Genomic DNA, 24233 nt, shown 5'->3' with positions numbered 1-24233 from the left:
GATGCCTCCTTTATTTATTTGAAAGCGTTTTCAAAAATGGCAAAATTAAAAATGGTCATTGTTCATTGTAAACAAATGACCATTTAAAAACTAGGGCATAATTTCTCCCTTTTTCATGTCAAAATCAGTGATATTGCAAGTAATTTCCATTTCCTTCCGACCGATCTTATTTGGATGCGGGCAGCATCGGGAACTGCTGCAGCTTGACGGTCTCGGCGCCGTCGCTGAACTTCTGCACCTCGTCCTTCAAGACGAGCATCCGGCGGTCCAGCATGCCGATCATGTCGGCCGTGGCCTTGAGCTGCTCGCGGATGGAAGCCGGCATGTCGTCGTGGAACTGGTAATAGATCTTATGCTCCAGGCTGGCCCAGAAATCCATCGCGATCGTGCGGATCTGTATCTCGACCTTCACGTGCTCCGTCCGTTCCGAGAGGAAAATCGGAATCCGGATAATCAGATGCAGGCTCTGGTAACCGTTCGGCTTGGGATCCTTGATGTAGTCCTTCACCTCGATCACTTCGACGTCGCCCTGGCTGCGAATCATGTCGTACACGCGGTACACGTCCGTCGTGAAGGAACAGATCACCCGGACGCCGGCGATGTCGCGGATATGCTCGGCGGCGTTTTCCTTCGACACTTCAAGCCCTTTGCGCTGCAGCTTCTCCACGATGCCTTCCGGCGACTTGATGCGCGTCTTGACGTGCTCGATCGGGTTGTAATTTTGAATGAATTGGAGTTCTTCGTTCAGGATCGTCAGCTTCGTGCTGACTTCGTCCAGCGCGAATTTATAGCTCATGAGCATTTTCGCCCATTCCATGACCATTTGCTTGTCCATCATTGGCTCTCACTCCTGCTGCTAGTTTCAAACTCGGTATCGTCAAAGGATCGGAGACAGCAGCCGCACGCACGATTCCCTGAACCGTTCCAGCTTGGAACGGCGCTTGTACTGCTCGTACGTCAGCTCCGTGCAATCCAGCATGTCTTCCTCGAATATTTGTTTCAGGCGCATGGCCGTTCCCGTGTCGTACAGGATCGCATTCACCTCGAAATTCAATTTAAAGCTCCGGATGTCCACGTTGGCCGTTCCCACGGTAGCGATGCTGCCGTCGACGACGAGCGCCTTCGCATGCAGGAAGCCTTTCTCGTACAGGTAGCATTTCATGCCTTCCTCGAGCAGCTCGCCGAGATACGAGAAGGTCGCCCAGTAGACCATCTTGTGGTCCGGCTTGCTCGGCAGCATGATGCGGACGTCGATGCCCGACAGCACGGCCATCTTGAGGGCGTTCAGCAAGCTCTCGTCCGGGATAAAATACGGCGTCTGCATATAAATCGATTTCTTGGCGGAATGGATCATCTTGATATACGCGTTCTTGATTTGCTCGAGCGTCTGGTCGGGGCCGCTGGACACGATCTGAATGCCCGTGGTGCCGGTGCTTGCCGCCGGCGGGAACAAACCCAGCACTTCGCGGCTGAACGAGGTGTGGCTGGCCAGGTTCCAGTCGAACATGTAGTGGGCCTGCATCTGCAGCACGGCGTAGCCCGTGATCCGCAGATGCGTGTCGCGCCAGAAGCCGAACCGCTTGTTCAAGCCCATGTATTCGTCGCCGACGTTGAAGCCGCCGATATAGCCGATCTGGCCGTCGATGATGACGAGCTTCCGGTGATTGCGGTAGTTGACCCGGATGTTCAGGTACGGGATCTTGGACGGGAAGAAATACGCCACTTCCCCGCCCGCCGCGACCAGCCGGTGGAAAAACTCCCGCTTCAGCATCGAGCTGCCGATGTCGTCCACGAGGAAACGCACCTTGACCCCCTGCTTCGCTTTCGCGGTCAGCGCGTCGACGAGCCGGTTGCCCAGTCCGTCGTTGTGGACGATATAGTACATCAGATGAATATGATGGGTCGCCCGCTCGATGTCCGCGAACAGCGCCTCGAATTTGTCGGGGCCGTTCGTGTAAATATCGACGTGGTTGTTCTGCGTATACAGCGCGAAACCGCTGGTCAGGTTCATGCAGATCAGGTCCGCGTGCTGCTCTGCCGCATCATCATTAAACACGATGCGGTGATCGTGAAACTCCCTGCGCTGCTGTTCGACCATCGCGGCTAGGGTTTCTTTCGTGCGCTTGTTCAGCTTGTACAGCTTCTTCTTGCTCAGGTTCTGCCCGAATATCAGATACACCACGAAGCCGACGGCGGGCAGGAACAGCAGCACCATCAGCCACGCCCAAGTCACGCCGACGTTGCGGCGCTCCATGAACATGACGACGATCGCCAGCGGAACATTGATGATGGTCAGAATGGTTATGAAATTCGAAAGGATAAAATCCGCCATGATGATGATTGCTCCTTGGTTTGGTCGCACGCGCGCTCGGCGCTTGCTCCAGTATACCCCATTTGGGGTACCCGAGGAAAATGGAGGCGTTTATTGCGCCAAAATAAGGCTGCCCGCCCGGCTACTTGCCGAGCGAACAGCCTGTGCTTCAGGACGCATTCGATTGCAAACTTGGACGAAGCGATGCAATAACGGGGCGAGACCGGCAAACACGAACCGGCTTCTACAGCACCCGCAGCAAATTGCTCACCACATGGGCCAAATGCTCCTTCATCCGCTCGCCCGAAAGCGCCGCGTTGCCGGCGGATACGGCCTCGAAGATCCCCAAATGCTCGCGGTAGAGCCTCTCGGCCACGGAGCGGTTCGCGTAGATTTCGACCCGCCGAATGTCGCGGATCGCCGTCTCCAGCTGGCCGACGATGGATTCGAACAGCCGCAGCATGACGGTGTTGTGGGTCGCTCTCGCCAGCGTCAGATGGAACAGCACGTCCGTGCGCTCGCCTTCGCGGTCGTCGCCGATGCCCGCTTCCATCTCCCGAATCAGGTTCCGCAACACCTCGATATCGGCCTCGGTGGCTTTCTCCGCGGCGCGGGAGGCGTTCGATACCTCGAGCGCTTCCCTCGCCTCCAGCAGCTCGAGCAGCGTCGCGCGGTTCATCCGCAGCGTCTGCAGCTCCGGCAGCTCCACCGGGGACGGGGACGGCGCGCTGCTGATGACGCGGCAGCCGCCGCCCTGGCGAATCTCGATATAGCCCATCGCCTTCAAGGCGCTCAGCGCCTCCCTCATCGTGGAGCGTCCGACGCCGAACTGCTCGGACATGTCCTTGGTCGAGGGCAGCTTGTCGCCGACCTTCAGTTTGCCGTCGAGGATCAGCCGCTTCAGCTGCTCGGCAATCTCCTCGTAATGGTTGCGTTTGGATAAACGGGTGATTTCCATCGCTGAAGCTCCTTTCCTGCTACATGCGGCCAAGCGCAATGTCGCCTCCGGCATGCCGCACACTGGAGAATCGTACCATCATGCGGTGCCGCAATGCAACGGGCCGGCGTTCGGCCCTCAACCTACGAGCAGCGCGTACACCACGCCGGGGCCGTGCACCCCGATCGTCAGGTCGTTCTCGATATCCGCCGAGCGGCTCGGACCGGAGATGAAATGAATGCCCGCCGGGAGATGCTCTCTCCCAGCGCGGTCGAAGTCGATCAAAATCTCGCCCAGCCGCGTGTGCAGCCGCTCCAGCGGAATGATGACCATCAGCACCGTCGGCAGCAGGCTGACGGAACGGCCCTTGTCCTTAGAGGACAGCACCGTGACGGACCCGGTGTAAGCAGCCGCGTAATCGGCGACGACGATGCCGAAGTCCGCTTCCGCGGCGCGCGCCTTCCAATGCTCCTGCGGATCGCTGTTCCAGACGGAGAAGGCCGCGTCCGGCATCGCATCCTCCAAGCCCAGGCCGTTCAGCTCGGGCTGGTTCTGGCGGATGACGTACCGCGCGCTCAGCTCCGCCGCCTTGCCGGCGATGAAGGCGCGCGCGTCCTCCATCGAGGCCAGCCGTTCCGTATGGCCGCCGGCCGCCTTGAAATTCGCTTGGAATTTCGCGATCCGCTCCTCGAGCGGCCATTCGAACGCCTTCCAGAAATCCGGCGCCCCGCGGTAAGGATGCGCCGGCGGCGCCGTCACGCGCGGGCGCTTCAGCTTGCCCGAGATGCCGTCGATGAAGCCGGCCTGCTTCGCGCGCGACTTCGCGTCCAGCTCGGCCAGCCACGATTGATGTTCTTCCGATTTAGCCATGATGCCCGTGGCCCCCTTTACCCGATTCGCGGTCCTTCACGATCTGTTCCATCCGGCTCTTCACGGCCGGGTCCATGTCCTGCAGCCCGTGGCGGATTTCTTCTTCCATCGTCTTCCATTGCTGCCGGAACGATGCCTTCGGCAGGCTCGGCGTGACGCGGTACGTGTTCCAGCCCTTCAGCGGACCGAGCTTCACGCGGATCCCTCCGTCGCGGACGACGAGCTTTTGCCCGAGCTGGCCGAGCTTGACGACCGCCCGGTAACGCTTCGCGTTCGACATGACGGCGGCGAAGCCTTTCATGCCGAGCGCCTCCATTTTGTCGCCGCGTCCGGCTTCCAGCTTGCGCCGGCGCAGATAGATCAGCATCTCGTGCAGCGGGATCTTGACCGGGCAGGCTTCGTAGCAGGCGCCGCACAGGCTCGAGGCGTTGGCGATATCGTCCCATTCCGCCACGTTCTTCTTCAGGGCGGGGGTGAGCACCGCGCCGATCGGACCGCTGTACGTGCCGCCGTAGGCATGGCCCCCGATATGGCGGTAGACCGGGCAGGCGTTCAGGCAGGCGCCGCAGCGGATGCAGTTGAGCAGCTCTTGGAACTCCGGATCGCCGAGCTGCAGGGAACGGCCGTTGTCCACGATGACGATATGCATTTCTTCCGGCCCGTCGGCGTCGGCGTCGCGGCGGGGTCCGGTAATGCCGGACATGTAAACGGTCAGCTTCTGCCCGGTCGCGGAACGCGGCAGCAGCGTCGCCATGACCTCGAGGTCGGCGAAGGACGGGATGATGCGCTCCATGCCCATCAGCGTGATCTGCGTCTTCGGCACCGTCGTGACCATCCGCGCGTTGCCTTCGTTCTCGAACAGCACCATCGAACCCGTCTCCGCGATGGCGAAATTGCAGCCCGTCATGCCGATGTCCGCTTCGAGGAATTTCTCCCGCAGCTTGCGGCGCACGAAGCCCGCCAGTACCTGCGTGTCCGGCGCCAGCGTCTCGCCCGCGTCGGCCGAGAGCAGCTCCGCGATCTGATAGCGGTTCTTGTGAATCGCCGGAATGATGATATGGGACGGCGTCTCGCCCGCCAGTTGAATGATATACTCGCCCAGATCGGTCTCGATCGCCTCCACGCCGATCTCCTCGAGCGCGTGATTGAGATGCAGCTCCTCCGTCACCATCGACTTCGACTTCACGACCGTCTTCGCCTGCGCGTGCTTCGCGATATCGAGCGAGATCTTGACCGCTTCCGCGGCCGTATCCGCGAAATGGACATGCACGCCGTTCGCCCGCGCGTTGTCCGCGAACAGATTCAAATAATAGTCCAGATGCGCGATCGTATGCAGGCGGATTTGCCGTCCGCGTTCGCGCCAGTCGTCCCAGTTGCCGTGGTCGGCGGCGGCGTTTTCCTTGCCCGCGCGCAGCCGCTCCGTCGTGAATTTGACCGCTTTCCGCAAGAAATCGTTGTTCAGCGCGAGCTCCGCGCGTTCCTTGACGGTCGCTCCCCCAGCCTGCGTTCCCGTTGCGCTCATGCGCCCTTCACCCCTTCATACAGCAGTTCCGCCAAATGCATGACGCGCACCGGCTTGTCGCGATACCGCAAATTGCCCGCGATGTTCATGAGGCAGGCCATGTCGAGCCCGACGAGCACCTCGGCTTCCGTTTCCAGCACGTGATCGGACTTCTCCGTCACCATCGCGCCGGAAATATCGGACATCTTGACCGCGAACGTCCCGCCGAACCCGCAGCAATCGTTGGCGAACGGAAGCGGCACGAGCTCCAGCCCATCCACCCGCTCCATCAGCAGGAGCGGCTCTTCCTTCACGCCGAGCAGCCGGCTGCCGTGGCAGGAAGGATGGTACGTGACCTTGTGCGGAAATTGCGCGCCGACGTCCGTGACGCCGAGCACCTGCACGAGGAATTGCGTGAATTCGTACGCCTTCGCCTGCAATTGAAGCGCTTTCTCCAGCATGACGGGATCGTCCTCGAACAGCTTCGGATAATGATGGATCATGAACGTGCAGGAGCCCGACGGGGAAATAACGAAGTCGGCGTCTTCGAAAGCGGCGATGATCGTGCTCGCCGACTCGCGCGCTTCCTTCCAATAGCCGCTGTTGAACGCCGGCTGCCCGCAGCAGGTCTGCACGGACGGAAGCTCCAGCGCGACGCCGTATTTCGCCAGCAGGCGCACCATCGCTTCCCCTACGCGGGGGTAGAGGGCATCGCTCAAACAAGTAATAAACAAGGACACTTTCACGTAACCAGGCACCTCGCTTCGAGTGGTCTATGCCATTATTTTATCAGGTTATCAGACAGGTTGACAATATGAAAATGCGGATTCGAACAGCCTGGTGGACGGCTCGAATCCGCATCGGGAACAAACAAGCGAAATCATAGGGTCGGTAAACGAGCGTTCGCGCCGCCGAACGTCGCGTTTCGGAACGGCATGAGGCGCTTGCGCGGCCCTTACGCCGTATGTACCGTTATCGCCCGCTCCGCCAGCGCGCCGAGCGTCTCCTGCGGCGCACGCCGGTCCGTGATGATCGTATCCACGTCGCCGAGCTCCGCCACGTGCGTGAACGCCTGCACGCCGAATTTGCTGGCATCGGCGAGCAGGATGACGTCGTCCGCCATGCCGATCATCTTCTGTTTGATGCGCGCCTGCAGCTCGTTGGATTCGCTGATGCCGCGCTCCAGGTGCACCCCTTTGCACGAGAAAAACACCTTGTCGACATGGTAGGCGTCCAGCGAACGCTCGGCCAGCGGACCGACGTAGGACAACGATCGCTGGGCGAGCAGCCCGCCCGTCGAGATGACCTCGATGCGCTCCTTGATGCTCAGCTCCATCGCCACTTTGATGGAATTGGTGAGCACCGTCAGCGGAAAATCCGGGAGGTACGTCGCCATGTACCAGGCCGTCGAACTCGCGTCCAGCAAGATCCGATCCTTCGGACGAATCAGCTTGACCGCTTCCTCGGCGATGCGCCGCTTCTCTTCCGCGTGCGTGATCTCGCGCTCCGCATACGGAATCTCCGGCTGCTGGGGCGTATCCTTCACGCTGACCGCGCCGCCATGAGAACGGCGGAGCCGGCCGGCCTGTTCCAGCCGATCGAGATCGCGGCGGATCGTCTCCTCCGTCACTTGGCAAAGCTCGCTCAGCTCCGTGACCCGGATGCTGCCCCGATCGTTCACCAGCCCAACAATTTTCTCATAGCGTTCCGCAACCAGCATATGTCGACCTCTTCCCGTAAACGTAGCGATGACGTTCTTATTCCTCGCAATGCCGGCCAATAGGCAGGCATCCCGTACATGTATCCACTACCGATCCAAAGCTTACGAAAGCCTCGTCAACGCGCGGAACCTTCCATACGCTTCTTCCCACTGCGCGCCGTCCCGCGGCTCGTAATTCGTGACCGGAAACGACTCGCGGATGATCTTGCGCGCTTCCCATATATCCGCGATCTCGCCCTGCGCGATCCATTGGACCGCCAGGTTGCCGAGCGCGCTGCCCTCGACGGGACCGGCCCAGACCGGCTTGCCGATCGCGTTCGCGGACCATTGGCAAAGCAGCGCGTTCTGAATGCCGCCGCCGACCATATGGAGGCCGCCGAACCGCTTGCCCGAGAGCCGCTCCGTTAATTCAAGCACATAACGGTATTTGAGCGCAAGGCTTTCGAGGATGCAGCGAACGATTTCGCCCGGCGTTCCCGGCGCCCGTTGACCCGTGCGCTCGCAATACCGGGCGATGCGGGCGGGCATGTCGCCGGCGTGCAGGAACATCGCGTCGTCCGGATCGATGAACGCTCGCAGCGGCGGCGCCTGCTCCGCAAGCGCCACCAGCTCGGGGAAGCCGAGCGTCAGCCCAGCCTTCTCCCACGTCCTCCGGGTTTCCTGCAAAATCCACAAGCCCATGATGTTCTTGAGCAGCCGGTACGTCCCGCCGACGCCGCCTTCGTTCGTAAAATTCAGCTCCTGCGCGAGATCGGTAATCACCGGCCAATCCACTTCCGTGCCCATCAGCGACCACGTGCCGCAGCTGAGGTAGGCAAAATCGCGCTCCAGCGCCGGCACCGCCGCGACGGCCGATCCGGTATCGTGCTCGGCGACGGTGTAGACCGGAATCGCCCCGATGCCCAGCTCTTCCTTCAAGGACGGGCGAAGCCGGCCGGCCGGCGTGCCCGGCTGCACGACGGTGCCGAACAGCGATGACGGGATGCCGATATCGCCGAGCAGCTCTGCGTCCCAGCCGCCGAGCAGCGGATTGTACAGCTGCGTCGTCGTCGCGTTGGAGAATTCATTGTGCATCTCGCCCGTCAGGAAGTACCGCAGCAGGTCCGGGATCATCAGGAAGCGCTCCGCCTGCGCAAGCAGCGGCGAGTCTGCTTCCTTCAATGCCGCCAGCTGATAGATCGTGTTGAAGGGCAGGAACTGGATGCCGCTCCGGCCGAAGATCCGGCCCGGCGTCAACCGCGCCGTCGTGCGTTCCATGACGCCGTCGGTATGGCGGTCGCGGTAATGGTACGGATTGCCGAGCAGCTCGCCGCCGCGGCCGATCAGTCCGAAATCGACGGCCCAGGAATCGATCGCCAGGCTGCCCGGCGTCTCGCCGGCAAGCTTGGCCTTCAAGAGGCCATGCTTGATGTCATGGAACAAGCGGAGGATGTCCCAATGCAGGCGGTCGCCCACCGCGACGGGATCATTCCCGAAGCGGTGAACTTCCTCCACTTCGATCCTGCGGTCGGTCAGGCGGCCGAGCAGCGCCCTGCCGCTGCTTGCCCCGAGGTCGTACGCTAAAATGCTAGGCAAATGAAACCCTCCCAAACGTTCGTCTTTCGCCGCCCGGGACCGCTTCGGCCCCCAGCCGCGCCAAGATGGCCGCGGATGAAGGCCGAAGCGGAGTTCACGCCGGCGGCTATTTCCGCATCGCAGGCATACGCCGCAGGCGGAGATCCGCTGCGACGCTTGGCCGCAAGCGAAGTTCGCTGCCGCAGGCATACTCCGCGAGCGTAGGATCCGCTGCGACGCTTGGCCGTGCGCGAAGTTCGCTGCCGCAGGCATACGCCGCGAGCGTGGGATCCGCCGTGCCGCTAGGCCGCGCGCGAAGTTCGCTGCGCCGCGGCTATTGCCATGCGCGGCGCGCGCGATTACGGCTTTGCTACCGCGGCTTCCGCGCCGCGCTTCAGCAGCACGTCTTGCTCGTACGCTTTCACGTCGGCCAGCCAGGCTTCGCGCACCGGCACGCCTTGCTTCGCGCAGTAGTAGTCCCACACCGCGCCGAACGGATACGATTTGAACTCTTCCTGCAAGGCCAGGCGCGTCGTGAAGTCGAAGTCGAGCTCGGCTTTGCGGAGCTCCTCGACGGGATCGAGGAAGCCGCGGAGCAGCGCCTTGATCGTGTTGCGCGTGCCGATGACCCAAGCCGCGACGCGGTTGATGCTGGCGTCGAAGAAATCGAGGCCGATATGCGTCTTGCCGAGCAGGTCGCCGCGGACGAGCTCGCGCCCGATGTCGATCAGCTCGTCGTCGAGCGTGACGACATGATCGCTGTCCCAGCGCATCGGACGGCTGACGTGGAGCAGGAAGCCGTCCGCGAACAGCGACAAGGCGGACAATTTATTGGAGATGACTTCCGTCGGATGGAAATGGCCCGCATCCAGGCAGATCAGCTTGTTATTCGCGATCCCGTACCCCATGTAGAATTCGTGGGAGCCGACGACGTACGCCTCGGAGCCGAGTCCGAATACCTTGCTTTCGACCGCGTCGAGGTGATAAGCAGGGTTCAGCTCTTCCGCGAACACTTCGTCCAGCGATTCTTTCAACCGTTGGCGAGGCGCTAACCGATCGACCGGCGTATCCTTGAAGCCGTCCGGAATCCATACGTTCGTCACGCAGGTTTGGCCGAGCTGCTCGCCGAAGTACGCGCTCACTTTGCGGGACGCCTTGCAATGGTCGATCCAGAATCGGCGGATGGCCGGATCCGGGTGGCTCAGCGTGAGGCCGTCGGCCGATTTCTCGTGCGAGAAGCAGGTCGGGTTGAAGTCGAGTCCCAAGCCTTGCTCCTTCGCCCACGCCACCCATTTCTCGAAATGCCTCGGCTCGATGGCGTCCAGCTCGACTTTCTCGTCCGTGTCCAGGTAGATCGCGTGCAGGTTGACCTTATGCTTGCCCGGGATCAGCGAGAACGCTTTCTCCAGATCGGAACGAAGCTCGGCCGGCGTGCTTGCCGCCCCCGGATAATTGCCCGTTACGGCGATGCCGCCTGTAAGCGCTTGATCTTTGTTCAAAAATCCGCGGACGTCGTCCCCTTGCCAGCAGTGCATCGAGATTTTGATCTCCGCGAGCCTCTCCAATGCCGCATCGACGTCGATCCCGTGGCGCGCGTACAGCGCTTTGGCCGCTTCGTAATTCGCAACAATGCTTTGGTCCATGATCATTGCTCCTTCGTTATTATTTAATCGGATGCGCCATCACCGACATGAGCGCGTTTTCCGCCTGCGTGGCGTCCAGCCGGCTGTACTGCACGATGATCGGGATATCGCTCAGCACCTCGATGGCGTAGGGAACGCCCACCGGAATGGTCGCCCCGTTCGCCGCGAGGGACGACGTGCGGATATGTTTGGTTCTTCTGCCGGGCACGACGGATAGTATGTTCTCGAGCGGCTCGCGATCCTCGAAGAAAATCGTGATCCGCAGCAAGGCCTCCTCCGAGGAGCAGTTCAGCACGCAGATGGATTCATGGCTCTCGTAGGCGCCCGGCGCGCTCGTCGGCGGAATAAACCCGTCCGGAATGATCCAATGCTTCTCGCCTCTTGCTTGATACATGGTCCGCACCGTCCTCTCTTATCGCGTGAAGGCCGCGGGCACGCCGCCGTCGATCGTCAGCATGCAGCCCGTCGTTTTCTCCGCTTTCGACGAGGCGAAGAAAGCGATGCCCTCGGCGATGTCGCGCGGATAAATGTTCACGAGCAGCGTCGTGCGCTTGCGGTAGTACTCTTCCAATTGATCCGGCTCGATGCCGTAGGCGGTCGCCCGCTCGTTGCGCCAGCTGCCGTTCCAGATCGTCGAGCCCTGCAGGATCGCGTCCGGCAGGATCGTGTTGACGCGAATGCCGAACTCGCCGCCTTCCGCCGCGACGCAGCGCGCCAGATGGGCTTCCAAGGCTTTGGCCGCGCTGTAGGCCGACGCGCTCTTGCCGGCATAGATGGAGTTCTTGGAGCCGATGAACACCATGTTGCCCCCGATGGCTTGTTCCTTCAACAGTTTGAACGCTTCGCGCGCCACGAGAAAATAGCCGGTGCCGAGCACGCTGATGTTCAGGTTCCATTCCTTCAGCGACGTCTGGTCGAACGGGCTCGACGTCGCGAGTCCCGCGTTGTTGACGACGATGTCGAGACCTCCGTAAGCGAGCGACGTGGCGGCGATCGCGGCCATGACCGCTTCTTCGCTCGTCACGTCCATCTTGACGGCGATCGCGCGGCCCTCGCCGTGCTTCTCGTTAATTTCGCCGGCCACGCGCTCGGCACCTTCCAGGTTCAGGTCCGCCAGCACGACGTGCGCGCCTTCGGACACGAGACGGCGCGCCGTCTCGCTGCCGATGCCCCCGGCGCCGCCCGTGATGAACGCGACCTTGCGGGAGAATTCGGCTTCCGCCGGAGCAAGCGACAATTTATACAGCTCGAGCGGCCAGTATTCGACGTTGTAGGACTCGTTTTCGCTCAAGGAAACGAATCGGCCGAGCGCCGTCGCGCCGCGCATGACCGCGATCGCGCGGTGGTAGAGCGCGCCGCTGACTTTCGAATTGGACCAGCTCTTGCCCGTGTTGATCATGCCGAGGCCCGGGATGAGGATTACGCGCGGCGCGGCTTCGAACATGACGTCGCCTTCGTTCTTGTTGCGCTCGAAGTAAGCTTCGTATTGTTTCTTATACGCGGCGATGCTTTCTTTCAGAATGGCTTTCAAGCCTTCGGCGTCGGTTGCGTCCGGCGTCCAGTCGATGAAGAGCGGCACGACCTTCGTGTGCACGAGATGGTCGGGGCAGGCCGCGCCCACTTGCGACAGCTCGGCCGAGTCCGTGCCCCCGACGAACGCGAGCACGTCCGCCTCGTCGTCGAACGTCAGGATCATTTTCTTCGCGTCGCCGACCGCGCCGCGGATCGTCGGCATCACTTGCGACGCGAGGCTTCTGCGGACGTCCGCGTCCAGCGGCTGATGCTTCGCGCCGCCGAACAGCTTCGCTTCGTTCACGCGCGCTTCGATGAACGCTTCGGCTTCGCTGATGATCTTGATCGTCTGCGCGTAAGCCGCTTCGCTCGTCTCGCCCCAAGTCACGAGACCGTGCTTCTCCATGAGGACGAGCTCGGCGTTCGGATTGTCGAGCACGCCCTGCGCGATCATCTTGGACAGCGTGAAGCCCGGGCGCACGTACGGCACCCAGACGAAGCGGTTGCCGAAAATTTCTTCGGCCAGCTGCCTGCCGTTGTCCGCGCAGCACAAGCTGATGATGGAATCCGGATGCGTATGGTCGACATGCTTGAACGGGAGGAACGCGTGCAGCAGCGTCTCGATCGAGGCGCGCGGGTGCTTGGCGTCGATCATGCAGTTCGCCAAGTACGCGACCATGTCTTCGTCGGACATCGACTCGCGCTCGAACAACGGACGGATATCGTCCATGCGCAGTCCCGTGAAATTGCCGGCCTTCATCGTCGCCAGGTCGGAGCCGCTTCCCTTCACGTACATCACTTCGATGTCGCGGCCCCGGAAATCCGTGACCGTCGTCTTGCTCGACGTGTTGCCTCCGCCCCAATTGCAGACGCGGCGGTCCGCGCCGATGATGTTGGAGCGATAAACGAGCTGCGCGAGTCCGTCCTGCAGCTCCGATGCCTTTGCGTTATCCCATAAGCTCTGTACCATTTTGCTACCTCCGAATGAATGTGATAATAGCTTCTGAACCTAGTCTAGCATGTTTGTTTGTTTTTGAATATACAATTTCAAACAAAAACAAAAATACTATTATGGTTTCGGGCAAAAACAAAAACCCGTTCCCGTTTAAGTCAACGGAAGCGGGTCTTTGCGGTTGTGGATTCGCCCTTCAATGCGCGACCATGATTGGTCAATATTGGCTTCATCATCCTGCTATTTCCGCCGAATGCGGCTGATGCCTGATTTAAATTTCGAGCAGCGGTTAATGAAAGATAAGCAAACATCCATTCATTACCATGTCGGCACGGCCCTCGAGGGCTTGATTGGAATCGTTCAATCGGCATGATCACGAAAAGGGAGTGAGAACTTGAGAAGAAGAACCTGGGGTATGACCTATACGGCTTTGCTGTGCAGACTGATCTTGGACGAGGACAAGGCGGGAACGGACGAGCGTCCCTCGAACCCTGCATCCGCGAAAGGAAAACCGAAGAGGCAGGCTTCTTGGTCGGGTTCCTCCCGCAAGAGCGGCATTCGTTGATCCGCCCGCCGACGTTCGACTCCGCTAATCGTTGCAATCCGCATAAGCAAGCGCGCCAAACGCATCCAGGAAGCCGGCTCCGGCTCGATGGGCGCTTTTTTTGCCGTTTATGGAATAACTGCGGCTTATCGCATCTATCACATAAATCGAATGGACACTTTACATACACTAAAGTATGTTTATATCAAGAGATGCTAATCGCAGCCAATTCCTGCATACTGATCAAAATAACGGGGAGGATCCGCCATGAAGCTGAAAGAAACCGGAATTATCCTGCGAATGGAGCATTACCGGAAGGGAACGTGATTGAATTGAAATCGGATCCGCGCGAGGAATAACGGCATGCGGCCGCTTGCCATGCGGTACTTGGCGGAAGCTCCCCGAATTCGGCAGGCGTCGGATTTTAAGTCCAAACGGATGATCCGGCGCGCAATACCGCTAATCGAAAGGCGCCGATCCGATCGGACCGGCGCCTTTCCGTATTGGCAATAGACTACTCCTTCGCGTACAGCAGCGGAAAATATTCGTCGCGGTCGAAGCGCATCCCCGGTACCGGACGCCCGCCGAGCAGCCGCAAATTGTCGTGCTTCTGCCTGACGTCGCGGAAATGCGTGTCGCCCGGCATCAGATGCGCGACGACCGACAGCCGCGGCTCGCTCGAATAGTTCGTGCCGGAGCCGTGGAAGGTCAGCGCGTGGTGGAAGCTCGCTTGGCCCGCCTTCAGAATGCACGGCTCCTCCACCCAGTCGCGCGTGGCGAATTTCGCCTTGAGCTTGCCCATGTCCTGCTCGAAGAACGTGTCGCTGCCTTCGACCGCGCCCCATTTGTGCGAGCCGAGAATCGTCATCATGCCGCCGTTCGACAGATCCGTATCCTGCAGCGCGATCCAGACGGTCACCATGTTCGTCGTGCTGCTCACGCGCCAATAGCCGTAATCCTGATGCCAGCCCACGTTGCCGGCTTTCGTCTCCTGCCCGCTCGTGCCCGGCTTGTAGATGACTTGGTCGTGCCACAGCCGGATGGCAGCCTCGTCCAGCAGCTCCGATGCCATCTTGCCCAATTCGCGGTCGGTCACGACGGCCCGAATCTCGTCGTTGATCCACCAGCCGTTGTCGAGCTTGCGCAGCGCCAGCGGGTTCTCCGGCAGCGAATAGTCGTAGAACGGCAGGCCGTGGCCGTCATGCTTCTTGCTCCATACCCGCTCGTGCGCCTCCCGCAGCCGCCGGATCGTATCGTCGTCCAGCAGCTTCGGGCTGATCCAATACCCGTCTTCGTCGAACCGCCTTTTGTCCTCTTCCGTCACGTCGTAAGGAATGACGCCCATCGCTGAATCGCCTCTCTCGTGTCTAGTCTCGTCTCTAACAAGGTCGCGGAAATCCGGTTGCTGCCCTTATTGTAAGAGCAGGCGCGCCGCGTTGACTTCCGAAAACCTATCCAATAGGATTAGAAACATCCGGATGATCGGAAACGAACGCGAAAGGAGCTGCACAGCCATGCCGCGCAGCAAAAACGATTCCGCCCGCTGGGCGCACGAATGGGCGGAGTCCGGCGTATTCGCCGCGTTGCCCGAACTCGAGATGATCGGCTTCGACCGGTTTCACGAAGCGTCGCCGCTGTACGATCACCAGCACGCGCGCGGCTTCGAATTCGTCTACGTCGAGCACGGCAAGCTGGCCTGGGAAGTGGACGACGGCCTCTATCCGACCCATGCGGGACAGTTCTTCCATACCAAGCCGGGCGAATGGCATCGGGCCAAATCCAATTACGTGGAGCCGTCCAGCATCTGGTGGCTCATCCTCGTGGATCCGGGCGAAATGCCGGGCTGGCTCGGGTTGGACGACGCCGACCGGCGCCGCATCCATGACGCGCTCGCCGCCCTGCCGCGGATCGTGAACGCGGATATGCGCGTCCGCGAGCCATTCCTCAAGCTGCGCGGCCTCATCGAACGCGGCAGCGAGCATGACCTGTTCCTCCTGCGCCACTATCTGCTGGATATTCTGCTGCAGCTGCTCTACCCGCCCGTCGCGCGGCAAATGCCGCTCGACCTCCGCGAAGCGCTGCTTCGGCTTACGGCCGATATCGACGCGGAGCCCGAACGGCGCCTGTCGAACAAGGAGCTTGCCGCGAGGATCGGCGTAAGCGAATCGCATTTCTATCGGTTGTTCCACGACCTGCACGGGCAATCGCCGGCCAGCTACGTCGACCGGCTGCGAATGAACCGCGCCTGCGGGCTGCTGCGAGATCCGGGCGCCAGCGTGACCGGCGTGGCGCTCGATCTGGGCTACAAGACGAGCCAGCACTTCGCGACCGTGTTCAAGAAATACATCGGCGTCACGCCGACGCAGTGGCGCGGGAAGCCGGAATGACGCCGCTGGCAAAAATCGTCTTCGGCTAACACGCCCGGATACGGTATAATGGAAGCTTGCCATCTGTGCTCAACTCATCGGGGGTGCCCCAAGCATGCTTGCTTCTTATCCGAAGGAAATCAAAGTCTTCCTGCTCGCCAGTCTCATCAATGCCATCGGCAGCGCGCTGATGTGGCCGCTCGTCACCATGTTCGTGTTCGACGAGCTGGGCCGGAGCATGGCGGATGCCGGGCTCGTCATTCTGATCCAATCGCTCGGCGGCATCGCCGGCCAGCTGCTCGGCGGCGCGCTGTATCACCGGATCGGCGTGAAGCGGCTGATCATCGGCGCGCTCGGCCTCAACGCGGCCGGCTTGCTGCTGCTTCCGGCGCTCAGCCACAACTGGCCCGTCTTCATCGTCATGATGGGATTGATCGGGCTGTTCAACGCGCTCTCCATGCCGGCTATCCAGGCGTTCATCGGCTTTCGCTTCGCGGAGCGCCGCGGGGAGCTGTACAACGTCGTCTACATCGCCAACAATATCGGCGTCGCGGTCGGCACCGCGCTCAGCGGATTTCTCGCGGAGATGTCCTACTCGCTCAGCTTCGTGCTGAACGGCGTCTCTTCCGGCGTCTTCGCGGTCTTCTTCCTGTTCTACCTGAAGCATGTCGGAACCGGCGGCAGCGGGATTTCCCTGATCAAGAAAAGGTCCGCGGAGGCTGGCATCTGGCTGCTCCTCAAGGACGTGCGGCTCTATCTGTTCATGGCGCTCGGCGGCATGCTGATCAATCTCGGCAACAGCATCTGGAACACCGGCGTATCGCCCTTCATCATCGAGCACGGCATGTCGAAGCAGATGTTCGGATACTTGTGGACGTTCAACGGCATCCTGATCTTCGTCGCCCAGCCGGTCACGAACCTGGTCAAGCGGGTCTCGGCCAGCTCCATCAAGGCGCAGCTCACGGCCAGCGCGGTCTTGTATCTGAGCGGGTACGCCGTCATCCTGGCGATGCACAGCTTTACGGGCATGGTGCTCGGCATGCTGCTCACCACGCTCGGCGAGATGCTCATCGCGCCCGCCATTCCGGCGTTTCTCAGCGAGAACGGCGGCAGCCATGCGCCGTTCTACCTGGGGCTTGCCGGCGGCATCGGTTCCGCCGGCCGGGTCATCGGCCCTTACGTCATGGGCGTCCTCTATGACGGCGGCGGCCTGACGCCCGTCGCCTGGCTCGCCGTCGCGACCGCGGCGATGGCCGTCGCTTCCTTCGTCGCGCACGCGGCCGTCAACCGCCGACGGGAAGAGGCTGGCGCGCCGCTGCAAGGCAAAACGCTGCATTCGTAAGCGAAAACGGCAAAAAAGGCATGTTCCGATGTTCGCGCATCGGACATGCCTTTTTTTGTCGATTTAATCCTGCCGCTCGGCGGCGATCAAGAGAAACAACGGACGCCGCAGCTCGTCGCGCATGGACGGGTTCGCCTTCATCATCTCCGGCGTCGGCTGCGGCTCGGACAGCTTCCGGATCACAAAGCCCGCCTCGATCAGCGCGTTCATGATCGAGGATACCGTCCGGTGGTACTTGATCACGTTGTTCTCCAGGAACCTTGCCTGCCGCAAGCCTTCGCCGTAATAATCGTCCACCGGCCAGTGCAGCTTCTCGCCTCCCGGCCCGTAATGCCAGTCCTGCGCGGCGCGCGCCGTGAAGACCGGATGCTCCACCGAGAACGCGAAGCTCCCGCCCGGCGCCAGCAGGCGATGCACCTCCCGGCAGACGATATCGAAGCGCTCGATATAGTGCAGCGCGAGCGAGCTGATCACGACGTCGAACGCTCCTGCCGGATAGTCGAGGTCTTCGATCGCGAGCCTGCGATACGTGATCGCGGCGTCGTCGGTCATCTCTCGGGCCCGCGCCAGCATGTTCTCCGAAATATCGATGCCGACGACCGAAGCGGCTCCCTGCTCCCGCGCGTACCGGCAGTGCCAGCCGAAGCCGCACCCGATGTCCAGCACCCGCTTCCCGTTCATATCCGGGAGCATGGGGCGAAACGAAGCCCATTCCCCCGCGGCGTCCAGCCCCTGCACCGAACGCGGCATTTGGCTGTATTTCTCGAAGAAGCCTTCGTCGTCGTACTTGTTCTGCTTCATGATCGCCCACCTCCAGCTCCAGTTTACCGGAAATTGCCATGACGAATCAAAGAAAACGGGCGCATTCCCCGGAAGGAATGCACCCGTGCCTCGCTTCGCTTTCGTTTAGATCTCCAGGTCCTTGCGAACTTTGCTTCGCTTGCCCGTCATCTCGTAGATGACCGGCACGACGACCAAGGTAAGCAGCGTCGACGTCGTGAGACCGCCGATAACCGTAACGGCCAAGCCGCCTGAGATGAGGCTTGTCGAGGATTTCGACAGCGCCAGCGGCAGCAGCGCCAGAATCGTGGCGCAAGCCGTCATCAGAATCGGTCTCAGCCTTGTCTTGGACGCTTCGACCAGCGATTCGCGAAGCTCCATGCCGGACTTGCGGTTCGTCTCGACGCGATCCAGGAGCACGACCGCATTCGTGACGACGATCCCGACAAGCATCAGCATCCCGATCATCGCGCTCATGGAGAGCGAGTTGTTCGTGATGAGCAGGCCGCCCAGCGCGCCGACCGGCACGAAGAGCAGGGAGGACAGGATGATCAGCGGCGTGCGCAAACCGCCGAAGGTAATGCTCATGACCAGGAACACGAGTCCGATCGCGGCTCCCATCGCGATGCCGATGCTCTTGAAGCCGCTCGTGATCATCTCGAGGCCGCCGCCGATCTTGACGTCGACGTTGTCCGGCAGCGACAGGCTGTCGATGTCCGCTTGGATCGCCTTCGTCACGGAAGCCGTCTTGTCCGTATCCTTCACGCTGCCCTTCACTTCGGCATACGTCTTGCCTTCTTCATGGTTGATGGACACCGGAGCGGTCGATTCGGACAAGTCCGCCAGCTCGCTCAGCTTCTTCACGCCGCCGACCGTCGGAATGCTGATGTTTTCCAGCTCTGCCTTGGACGAGATCTGCTGTTTGAAGCCCATCGTGATATCCCAGTCCTTGCTGTCGAGCGTATACGTGCCGACGTTGACCGGCCGCAGCTGCTCGTTGACGGCAGCCATGATTTGGAACGAGGATACGCCGAGATCCTTCGCCGTTTGCGTCAGCGACATGACCCACTTCGGCGAGACGTCCTTCAGGTTGTTCGAGACGTCTTTCATGTCGGCGTTGGCCTTCATCAGATTCTCGACCTGCACCGCTGCCTTGGACAGGGCCGCCAGATCGTCGGAGTACAGATCGATCGTGACCTCGTTCCCCGTCGGAGGCCCGTTCTGCGCGCCTTCCGTGATGTTGACCGTCGCCTTCGGCGAAGCGGCCGTCACGATTTCCTTCAAGTCTTTATTCGCCTTGTCGATCAGCGCGTTCGTGTCGACGTCGGCGCCTTCCTTGAACTGTACGTTGAACGAGGCCGTGTTCGTGCTCGGAATCTGGATGAACGGATTATCCATGCCGCCGATCATCGCTTGATAATTATCGACGTCCTGCAGGCCTTTCAAATAATCTTCCACTTTCGCGCCGACGGCATTCGTCTCTTCGAGCGGCGTTTGCGCCGGCATCTTCACGTTGACCGCGATCGAGGCCGTTTCGCCGGCCGGGAGGAACGCGACGCCGAGCAGCGGAATCGTGCCGAACGAAGCGACCAGCAGCAGGATGGACACGATCAGCACCAATGCCTTGCGCTTCAGCGCGCCGCGGATCAGCCGCTCGTAGAACGCGATGAACCGGCCGCCCTGCTTATGCGGCTTGATGGAATTGAAGAACTTCGCGCCCAGTACCGGAATAAGCATCATGGCCACGAGCAGCGAGCACAGAATCGAGATGACGACCGCGATGGCGAACGGACGGAAAAATTCGCCGATGATGCCCGTTACGAACGCCAGCGGGAGGAATACGACGACCGTCGCGATCGTGGACGAGCCCACCGCGCCGATAACTTCCTTGGCCGCGCGGTACGCGAGCTCTTTGCCGTCCATCTCGCGGCCTTTCTCCTGGCGCCACCTGTAAATGTTCTCGATGACGACGATGCTGTCGTCGACGATTCGGCCGATGGAGACCGCGATGCCGCCGAGCGTCATGATATTCAGCGTATACCCCATCTGGTTGAGCAGCGCGATCGTCGCGAAGATCGAGATCGGCAGCGAAAGGATGGAGATGAGCGTCGCCCGGACGTTGCGCAGGAAGAGGAAAATGATAATGACGCAGAAGAGAGCGCCGAAAAGTCCTTCCCGGATCAGCGAGGAGACGGAATGCTTGATGTCCGCGCCTTGGTCTTGAATCAAGCGCACGTCGAGGGTGCCTTTATCCTGATAGGATTGCAGCACGTCCTTGACCGCGTCGGATACGTCCGCCGTATTGGCGTCCTGCGTCTTCACGACGCCGACGATGAAGCTGGCCTGACCGTTGTAGCGCGTGATCTCGTTCTGGGACGAGACCGTGTTCACTTCCGCGATGTCGGAAAGCTTCACTTTGGCCGCGCCGGCACCGGCTTGTCCTTGGCCCCCGGCTCCCGGAGCGCCTTGTCCGCCGCCGCCCATGCCCTGGCTGAGCTGCAGGTTCTTGATTTGGTCGAGCGAGTCGATCTTGCCGACCAGGCGGATCGGAATCGTGTTGTCGCCCGCGTTGACGGAACCGAGCGGCAACGCGTAATCCAGCGATTGAATCGCCGTTTGGATCGCGTTCAGCGAGAGGCCGTACTGGGCCGCCTTATCCTTGTCCACGTCGATGCGGAGCTGTTGGGACTGCGTGCCCGTGAGGGACACGGAGCTAACGCCGGATACCTTCTCGAGCTTCGGCACCACCTGCTCCTCGAGCGTCTTCTGGAGCGCCGCCGGATCCTCCTTCGCCGAGAAGATCGCCGCCTGGTAGATCGGCGCTTCGCCGAACGACAGCCGCTGCACGGTGACCTTCGCGTTGTCCGGCAGGGTCAGCTTGGCGACCGCGGCTTCGGCGTCCTTCATTTTGTCGTCCATGTTCGTGCCGAATGCGTACTGCAGGAAAATGCTCGACGAATTCTCCGTGCTGGAGCTCGTCAGCGAATCGTAGTTTTTCAGTCCGATCAAGCTGTCCTCGATCGGCTTGGTGACCTCGGATTCGATTTCTTCGGTCGATGCGCCCGGGTATACCGTCTGGATGAAGACGGCCGGGAACGTCACGTCCGGAAACGTCTGCTGCTTGATCTGGGTCGAGGAATAAAATCCGAAGCCCAAGACGAGCAAGCTGAGAATGACGACCGCGACGCTGTTTTTCAAACTGAATCTCGTTAAAGCATTCATTCTGGCACTCTCTCCTCTTCTCTATATCTAGTGCGAATCATACCGGAGTTTTTTGAACTCATCATGAACTGGGCGTTACAAAATCAGACAGGGCCCGAATTTCGCCCGATCGGCAGCCGAACTGTGAACGAAGTTTGAACGCCGGGCTCGCTTGCCGCTTCGATGCTTCCATGGTGCATGTCGATGATTTCCTTCGCGATCGACAAGCCGAGGCCGTTGCCCTTCACGGCGTAGTCCCTCGCTTGGTCCGCTTTGTAGAACGGCGTGAATATATGCTGGAGCTCGTCCTCCCCGATGCCCCGTCCGTTGTCGCGGATCTCCACGACCGCCTCGTCCTCTTCCTGCCGGAGCGTGATCGCGATTTCCCCTTGCCGTTCCGCGAACTTGATGCCGTTGCTAATCAAATTATGCCACACCTGTTCGAGACTATCCGGGTCGCCGTAGACCGTCACGTCCGCCAATTCGAGTTCCGGCTCGATGTCCTTCGCCCGCCACTGCGGTTCGCTCGCGATAACGCTGCGGCGGATCTGCTCGTCCAGGCGAAAGAAGCCGGGATTATGAAGCTCGTGATCCTGCTGCAGCACCGACAGGCGGAGCAGATTGGCGCTGAGCCGCGACAAGCGCTGGCTTTCTTCCTCGATGATCGTCAAGTAATGCTTGCGCCCTTCCTCCGTCATCGTCTTCGTGCGCAGCGCCTTGGAGAAGCCCGCGATCGACGTCAGCGGCGATTGGATCTCGTGCGCCACATTGTTGACGAAGTCCGACCGCAGTTTATCGAGCATGCGCAGCGAGCCCGCCATCTCGTTGAAGCTTTCCGTCAGGTCGCCGATCTCGTCCTTGCGGCGGGACTCCAGCACGATGCCGAAATCCCCCTTCGCCATTCGTTTAGTCGCGTCGGTCAACCGCTGCACGGGCTTGACGATGTACCGTGCGGCGAGCAGGATCAACAGGCTGCCGGCGACCAGCACGTAGCCGAGCACGGTCAGCGTGAATTTGCGGAACATGTCCAAGATACGGTAAAGCTCAGGCGTGATGTAGAGCGCGTAGGGCTTATCCGACAATTGAAACGGAAGGCCGATCAGGAGCGCGGCCGGACCCGGATGCTCCTTGGTGTACGCGACCGTCCCACGGTAGATGCCGCCCTGCAGCACAAGGTCCAATTGGGCCTTCGAGATCGGCGTCCTCTGCTTGCTGCCTCCGTCGCCATACCCGACGGTGCGTCCTTCCGCGTCCATGATCTTGACCCGGAGACCGGGGACCTCGACCGCGTTGCCGACCACGGTCGCCAATTCTTCCGGCGACGCCTCGGTCAGTTCCGAGATGATCTTCTTGCCTTGGGCTATCATTTGCTCCTCCGCGAGCGTTGTCACGTTGCTGCTGTACATATGGATCGCCAGCACGAACGAGAAGACGAGGCTGATGATGACGGCGGCGATGAAGATCAGCACCGTCCGGACATACAGCGACCTAGTCATGGACGACCTCCAAACGGTAGCCGAGACCGCGCAGCGTTACGATTTTGAACTTTTCCTCATACGCCGCGAAGCGCTCGCGTAATCTTTTGATGTGCACGTCGACCGTCCGCTCGTCGCCCTCGTACTCGAACCCCCAGATCTGCTCGATAAGCGTCGCCCGCGTGAACAGCTGGCCGGGATGGCTCGCCAGCTTGTACATCAGCTCGAACTCCTTCAACGGGATCGTCGCCGCTTCCTCGGTATCCTTGTAGATCACCTGGTACCCGAGCCTGTCCAGCACGATGCCGCCGACCGAGATCATCTGCGAGGCCGAGATCCGGTACCGCTTCAGCAGCGCCTTCACGCGCACGACCAGCTCCATGGGATCGAACGGCTTCGTCATGTAATCGTCCGTTCCGAGCTGGAACCCTTTGATTTTCTCTTCCGACTCGCCTTTCGCCGTGATCATCAGGATCGGCATGTCGCCGGAAGCCCGAATCCTGCGGCACAGCTCCCAGCCGTCCATGCGCGGCATCATGATGTCCATGATGACCATGTCGACCGTATGCTCGGTGATGAATCGCCACGCGGCTTCGCCGTTCGCGAATTCGACGATCTCGAAGCCTTCGTCGCGCAGATACAGCTGGACCAGCTCGCGGATATGCGGATCGTCGTCCACGACTGCAATTTTCGCCATTCCTGTTATCGCCTCTCGTTCCTGTGGGACTTCGGTGCTCGCGCGCACCCGGAGATCATCTTATTATGTTACCGAATTGCAAGAAGAGATGCTAGTCTGGGAGAAGGAGCCGCGTCGGAAGGAGAGAGCCGCGTGAAACGTTATTTGCCGCTCGCCGGCATGCTTGCGTTCCCCGTCTTGGGATGGCTGTACGCGCTCACGGACAACCCGGATCATCGTCCCCATCATCGGATCTACAGCCTGATGACGGACCTGGACAGGGCGATTCCGTTCGTGAAGCTGTTCGCGCTGCCGTATGCCGTTTGGATTTTTTACCTGTATGCCTGCCTGGTCTATTTCTTCGTCAAGGATCCCGCCGTTTATCGCGACACGCTCGTCGCGTACGTGGCGTGCGCGCTGATCTGCTGCGGCATTTATGTCTTCTTCCAGACGACGGTGCCGCGCCCGGTCGTCAGCGGCGACGATCCCGCGAGCCGGCTGCTCTTATTCATCTATCATCGCGACCGGCCGTTCAATTGCTTCCCGAGCATTCACTGCTTCTCCAGCTATCTCGTGATGAAAGCCTTGTTCCGAAGCGGCTTCCGCAACCGCATCAATCAAACCCTGATCTACGGCATGTCCACGCTTATTATCGTCTCGACGTTGTTTATCAAGCAGCATACGGTCCTCGACGCCGCATGCGGGATCCTGCTCGCGGATATCGCTTACCGCGCGCTGCTTCGCTTCGGACGCGCCGCCGGACGCCGCAAGCCGCAAGCGTCGGCGGACCGGGCGGACACGTAACGCCGGCAAGACAAAAAAGAAGGGCGGTCCCGGAGTCGTCGGTCG

At 60.8% G+C, this 24233-nt stretch carries 20 protein-coding genes; 4 read left to right on the top strand and 16 right to left on the bottom strand.

Annotated elements, in window-relative coordinates:
* Window positions 1-166: 166 nt before the first annotated feature.
* The 11 genes from GT019_RS24010 to GT019_RS23960 all read right to left on the bottom strand — a co-directional run bounded on the left by GT019_RS24010 (window position 167) and on the right by GT019_RS23960 (window position 13018).
* Window positions 167-838, bottom strand: coding sequence for a GTP pyrophosphokinase (locus GT019_RS24010; protein WP_235949171.1), 672 nt, complete (start codon window positions 836-838; stop codon window positions 167-169).
* Between the two features lie 39 nt (window positions 839-877).
* Window positions 878-2332, bottom strand: a complete 1455-nt coding sequence (gene cls, locus GT019_RS24005; protein ID WP_161745961.1) for a cardiolipin synthase — start codon at window positions 2330-2332, stop codon at window positions 878-880.
* A gap of 223 nt (window positions 2333-2555) precedes the next feature.
* Window positions 2556-3269: a FadR/GntR family transcriptional regulator gene (locus tag GT019_RS24000; protein ID WP_161745960.1), complete on the bottom strand. Its 714-nt coding sequence runs from the start codon at window positions 3267-3269 to the stop codon at window positions 2556-2558.
* 117 nt (window positions 3270-3386) lie between these two features.
* The gene (locus GT019_RS23995; RefSeq protein ID WP_161745959.1) at window positions 3387-4118 is read right to left on the bottom strand and encodes a LutC/YkgG family protein; all 732 of its coding nucleotides are present in this window, start codon (window positions 4116-4118) and stop codon (window positions 3387-3389) included.
* On the bottom strand, window positions 4111-5640 hold the full coding sequence (locus GT019_RS23990) for a LutB/LldF family L-lactate oxidation iron-sulfur protein (protein WP_161745958.1): 1530 nt from the start codon (window positions 5638-5640) through the stop codon (window positions 4111-4113). Before GT019_RS23990 ends, GT019_RS23995 begins: the two co-directional genes overlap by 8 nt.
* Complete coding sequence (locus GT019_RS23985; RefSeq protein WP_161745957.1) at window positions 5637-6365, bottom strand: (Fe-S)-binding protein; 729 nt, start codon at window positions 6363-6365, stop codon at window positions 5637-5639. Before GT019_RS23985 ends, GT019_RS23990 begins: the two co-directional genes overlap by 4 nt.
* 209 nt (window positions 6366-6574) lie before the next feature.
* A complete protein-coding gene (locus tag GT019_RS23980) occupies window positions 6575-7339 on the bottom strand; it encodes a DeoR/GlpR family DNA-binding transcription regulator (protein WP_161745956.1) in 765 nt (254 codons plus the stop codon).
* A 102-nt stretch (window positions 7340-7441) separates the two neighbouring features.
* Window positions 7442-8914 carry a rhamnulokinase gene (locus GT019_RS23975; RefSeq protein WP_235949168.1) on the bottom strand — a complete coding sequence of 491 codons (1473 nt, stop codon included), beginning with the start codon at window positions 8912-8914 and terminating at the stop codon, window positions 7442-7444.
* 338 nt (window positions 8915-9252) lie between these two features.
* Entirely contained in the window at window positions 9253-10536 is a 1284-nt protein-coding gene (rhaA, locus tag GT019_RS23970; protein ID WP_161745954.1) for an L-rhamnose isomerase, read from the bottom strand.
* A gap of 19 nt (window positions 10537-10555) precedes the next feature.
* Complete coding sequence (locus tag GT019_RS23965) at window positions 10556-10930, bottom strand: sensory rhodopsin transducer (protein WP_161745953.1); 375 nt, start codon at window positions 10928-10930, stop codon at window positions 10556-10558.
* An 18-nt stretch (window positions 10931-10948) separates the two neighbouring features.
* Window positions 10949-13018 (bottom strand): bifunctional aldolase/short-chain dehydrogenase, encoded by a 2070-nt coding sequence (locus GT019_RS23960; RefSeq protein WP_161745952.1) that lies wholly within the window; start codon window positions 13016-13018, stop codon window positions 10949-10951.
* A gap of 376 nt (window positions 13019-13394) precedes the next feature.
* Here GT019_RS23960 and GT019_RS23955 point away from each other — a divergent pair, with 376 nt between their 5' ends.
* Entirely contained in the window at window positions 13395-13565 is a 171-nt protein-coding gene (locus GT019_RS23955) for a hypothetical protein (protein WP_161745951.1), read from the top strand.
* Window positions 13566-14058: 493 nt separating this feature from the next.
* On the opposite strand, the gene GT019_RS23950 is transcribed toward GT019_RS23955, so the two are convergent.
* Window positions 14059-14889, bottom strand: a complete 831-nt coding sequence (locus GT019_RS23950) for a phytanoyl-CoA dioxygenase family protein (protein ID WP_161745950.1) — start codon at window positions 14887-14889, stop codon at window positions 14059-14061.
* A 169-nt stretch (window positions 14890-15058) separates the two neighbouring features.
* On the opposite strand from GT019_RS23950, the gene GT019_RS23945 reads away from it, so the two are divergent.
* Window positions 15059-15931, top strand: a complete 873-nt coding sequence (locus tag GT019_RS23945) for a helix-turn-helix transcriptional regulator (protein ID WP_161745949.1) — start codon at window positions 15059-15061, stop codon at window positions 15929-15931.
* A gap of 94 nt (window positions 15932-16025) precedes the next feature.
* Window positions 16026-17252: an MFS transporter gene (locus tag GT019_RS23940; RefSeq protein WP_161745948.1), complete on the top strand. Its 1227-nt coding sequence runs from the start codon at window positions 16026-16028 to the stop codon at window positions 17250-17252.
* A 63-nt stretch (window positions 17253-17315) separates the two neighbouring features.
* Here the strand turns inward: GT019_RS23940 and GT019_RS23935 are convergent, their stop codons facing one another.
* The 4 genes from GT019_RS23935 to GT019_RS23920 form a co-directional block, all read right to left on the bottom strand.
* Window positions 17316-18053: a class I SAM-dependent methyltransferase gene (locus GT019_RS23935; protein WP_161745947.1), complete on the bottom strand. Its 738-nt coding sequence runs from the start codon at window positions 18051-18053 to the stop codon at window positions 17316-17318.
* 105 nt (window positions 18054-18158) lie between these two features.
* On the bottom strand, window positions 18159-21254 hold the full coding sequence (locus tag GT019_RS23930; RefSeq protein ID WP_161745946.1) for an efflux RND transporter permease subunit: 3096 nt from the start codon (window positions 21252-21254) through the stop codon (window positions 18159-18161).
* 83 nt (window positions 21255-21337) lie between these two features.
* Complete coding sequence (locus tag GT019_RS23925; protein WP_161745945.1) at window positions 21338-22729, bottom strand: sensor histidine kinase; 1392 nt, start codon at window positions 22727-22729, stop codon at window positions 21338-21340.
* Window positions 22722-23405 carry a response regulator transcription factor gene (locus GT019_RS23920; protein WP_161745944.1) on the bottom strand — a complete coding sequence of 228 codons (684 nt, stop codon included), beginning with the start codon at window positions 23403-23405 and terminating at the stop codon, window positions 22722-22724. The genes GT019_RS23925 and GT019_RS23920 overlap by 8 nt, the downstream gene beginning before the upstream one ends.
* A gap of 132 nt (window positions 23406-23537) precedes the next feature.
* On the opposite strand from GT019_RS23920, the gene GT019_RS23915 reads away from it, so the two are divergent.
* Window positions 23538-24188, top strand: coding sequence for a phosphatase PAP2 family protein (locus GT019_RS23915; RefSeq protein ID WP_161745943.1), 651 nt, complete (start codon window positions 23538-23540; stop codon window positions 24186-24188).
* Window positions 24189-24233 lie beyond the last annotated feature (45 nt).

This window comes from Paenibacillus glycinis, from assembly GCF_009909185.1.
Classification (GTDB): Bacteria; Bacillota; Bacilli; order Paenibacillales; family Paenibacillaceae; genus Paenibacillus_Z; species Paenibacillus_Z glycinis.
Note: the sequence above shows the minus strand (reverse complement) of the source record. Positions and strands in the feature narration are given on the sequence as shown.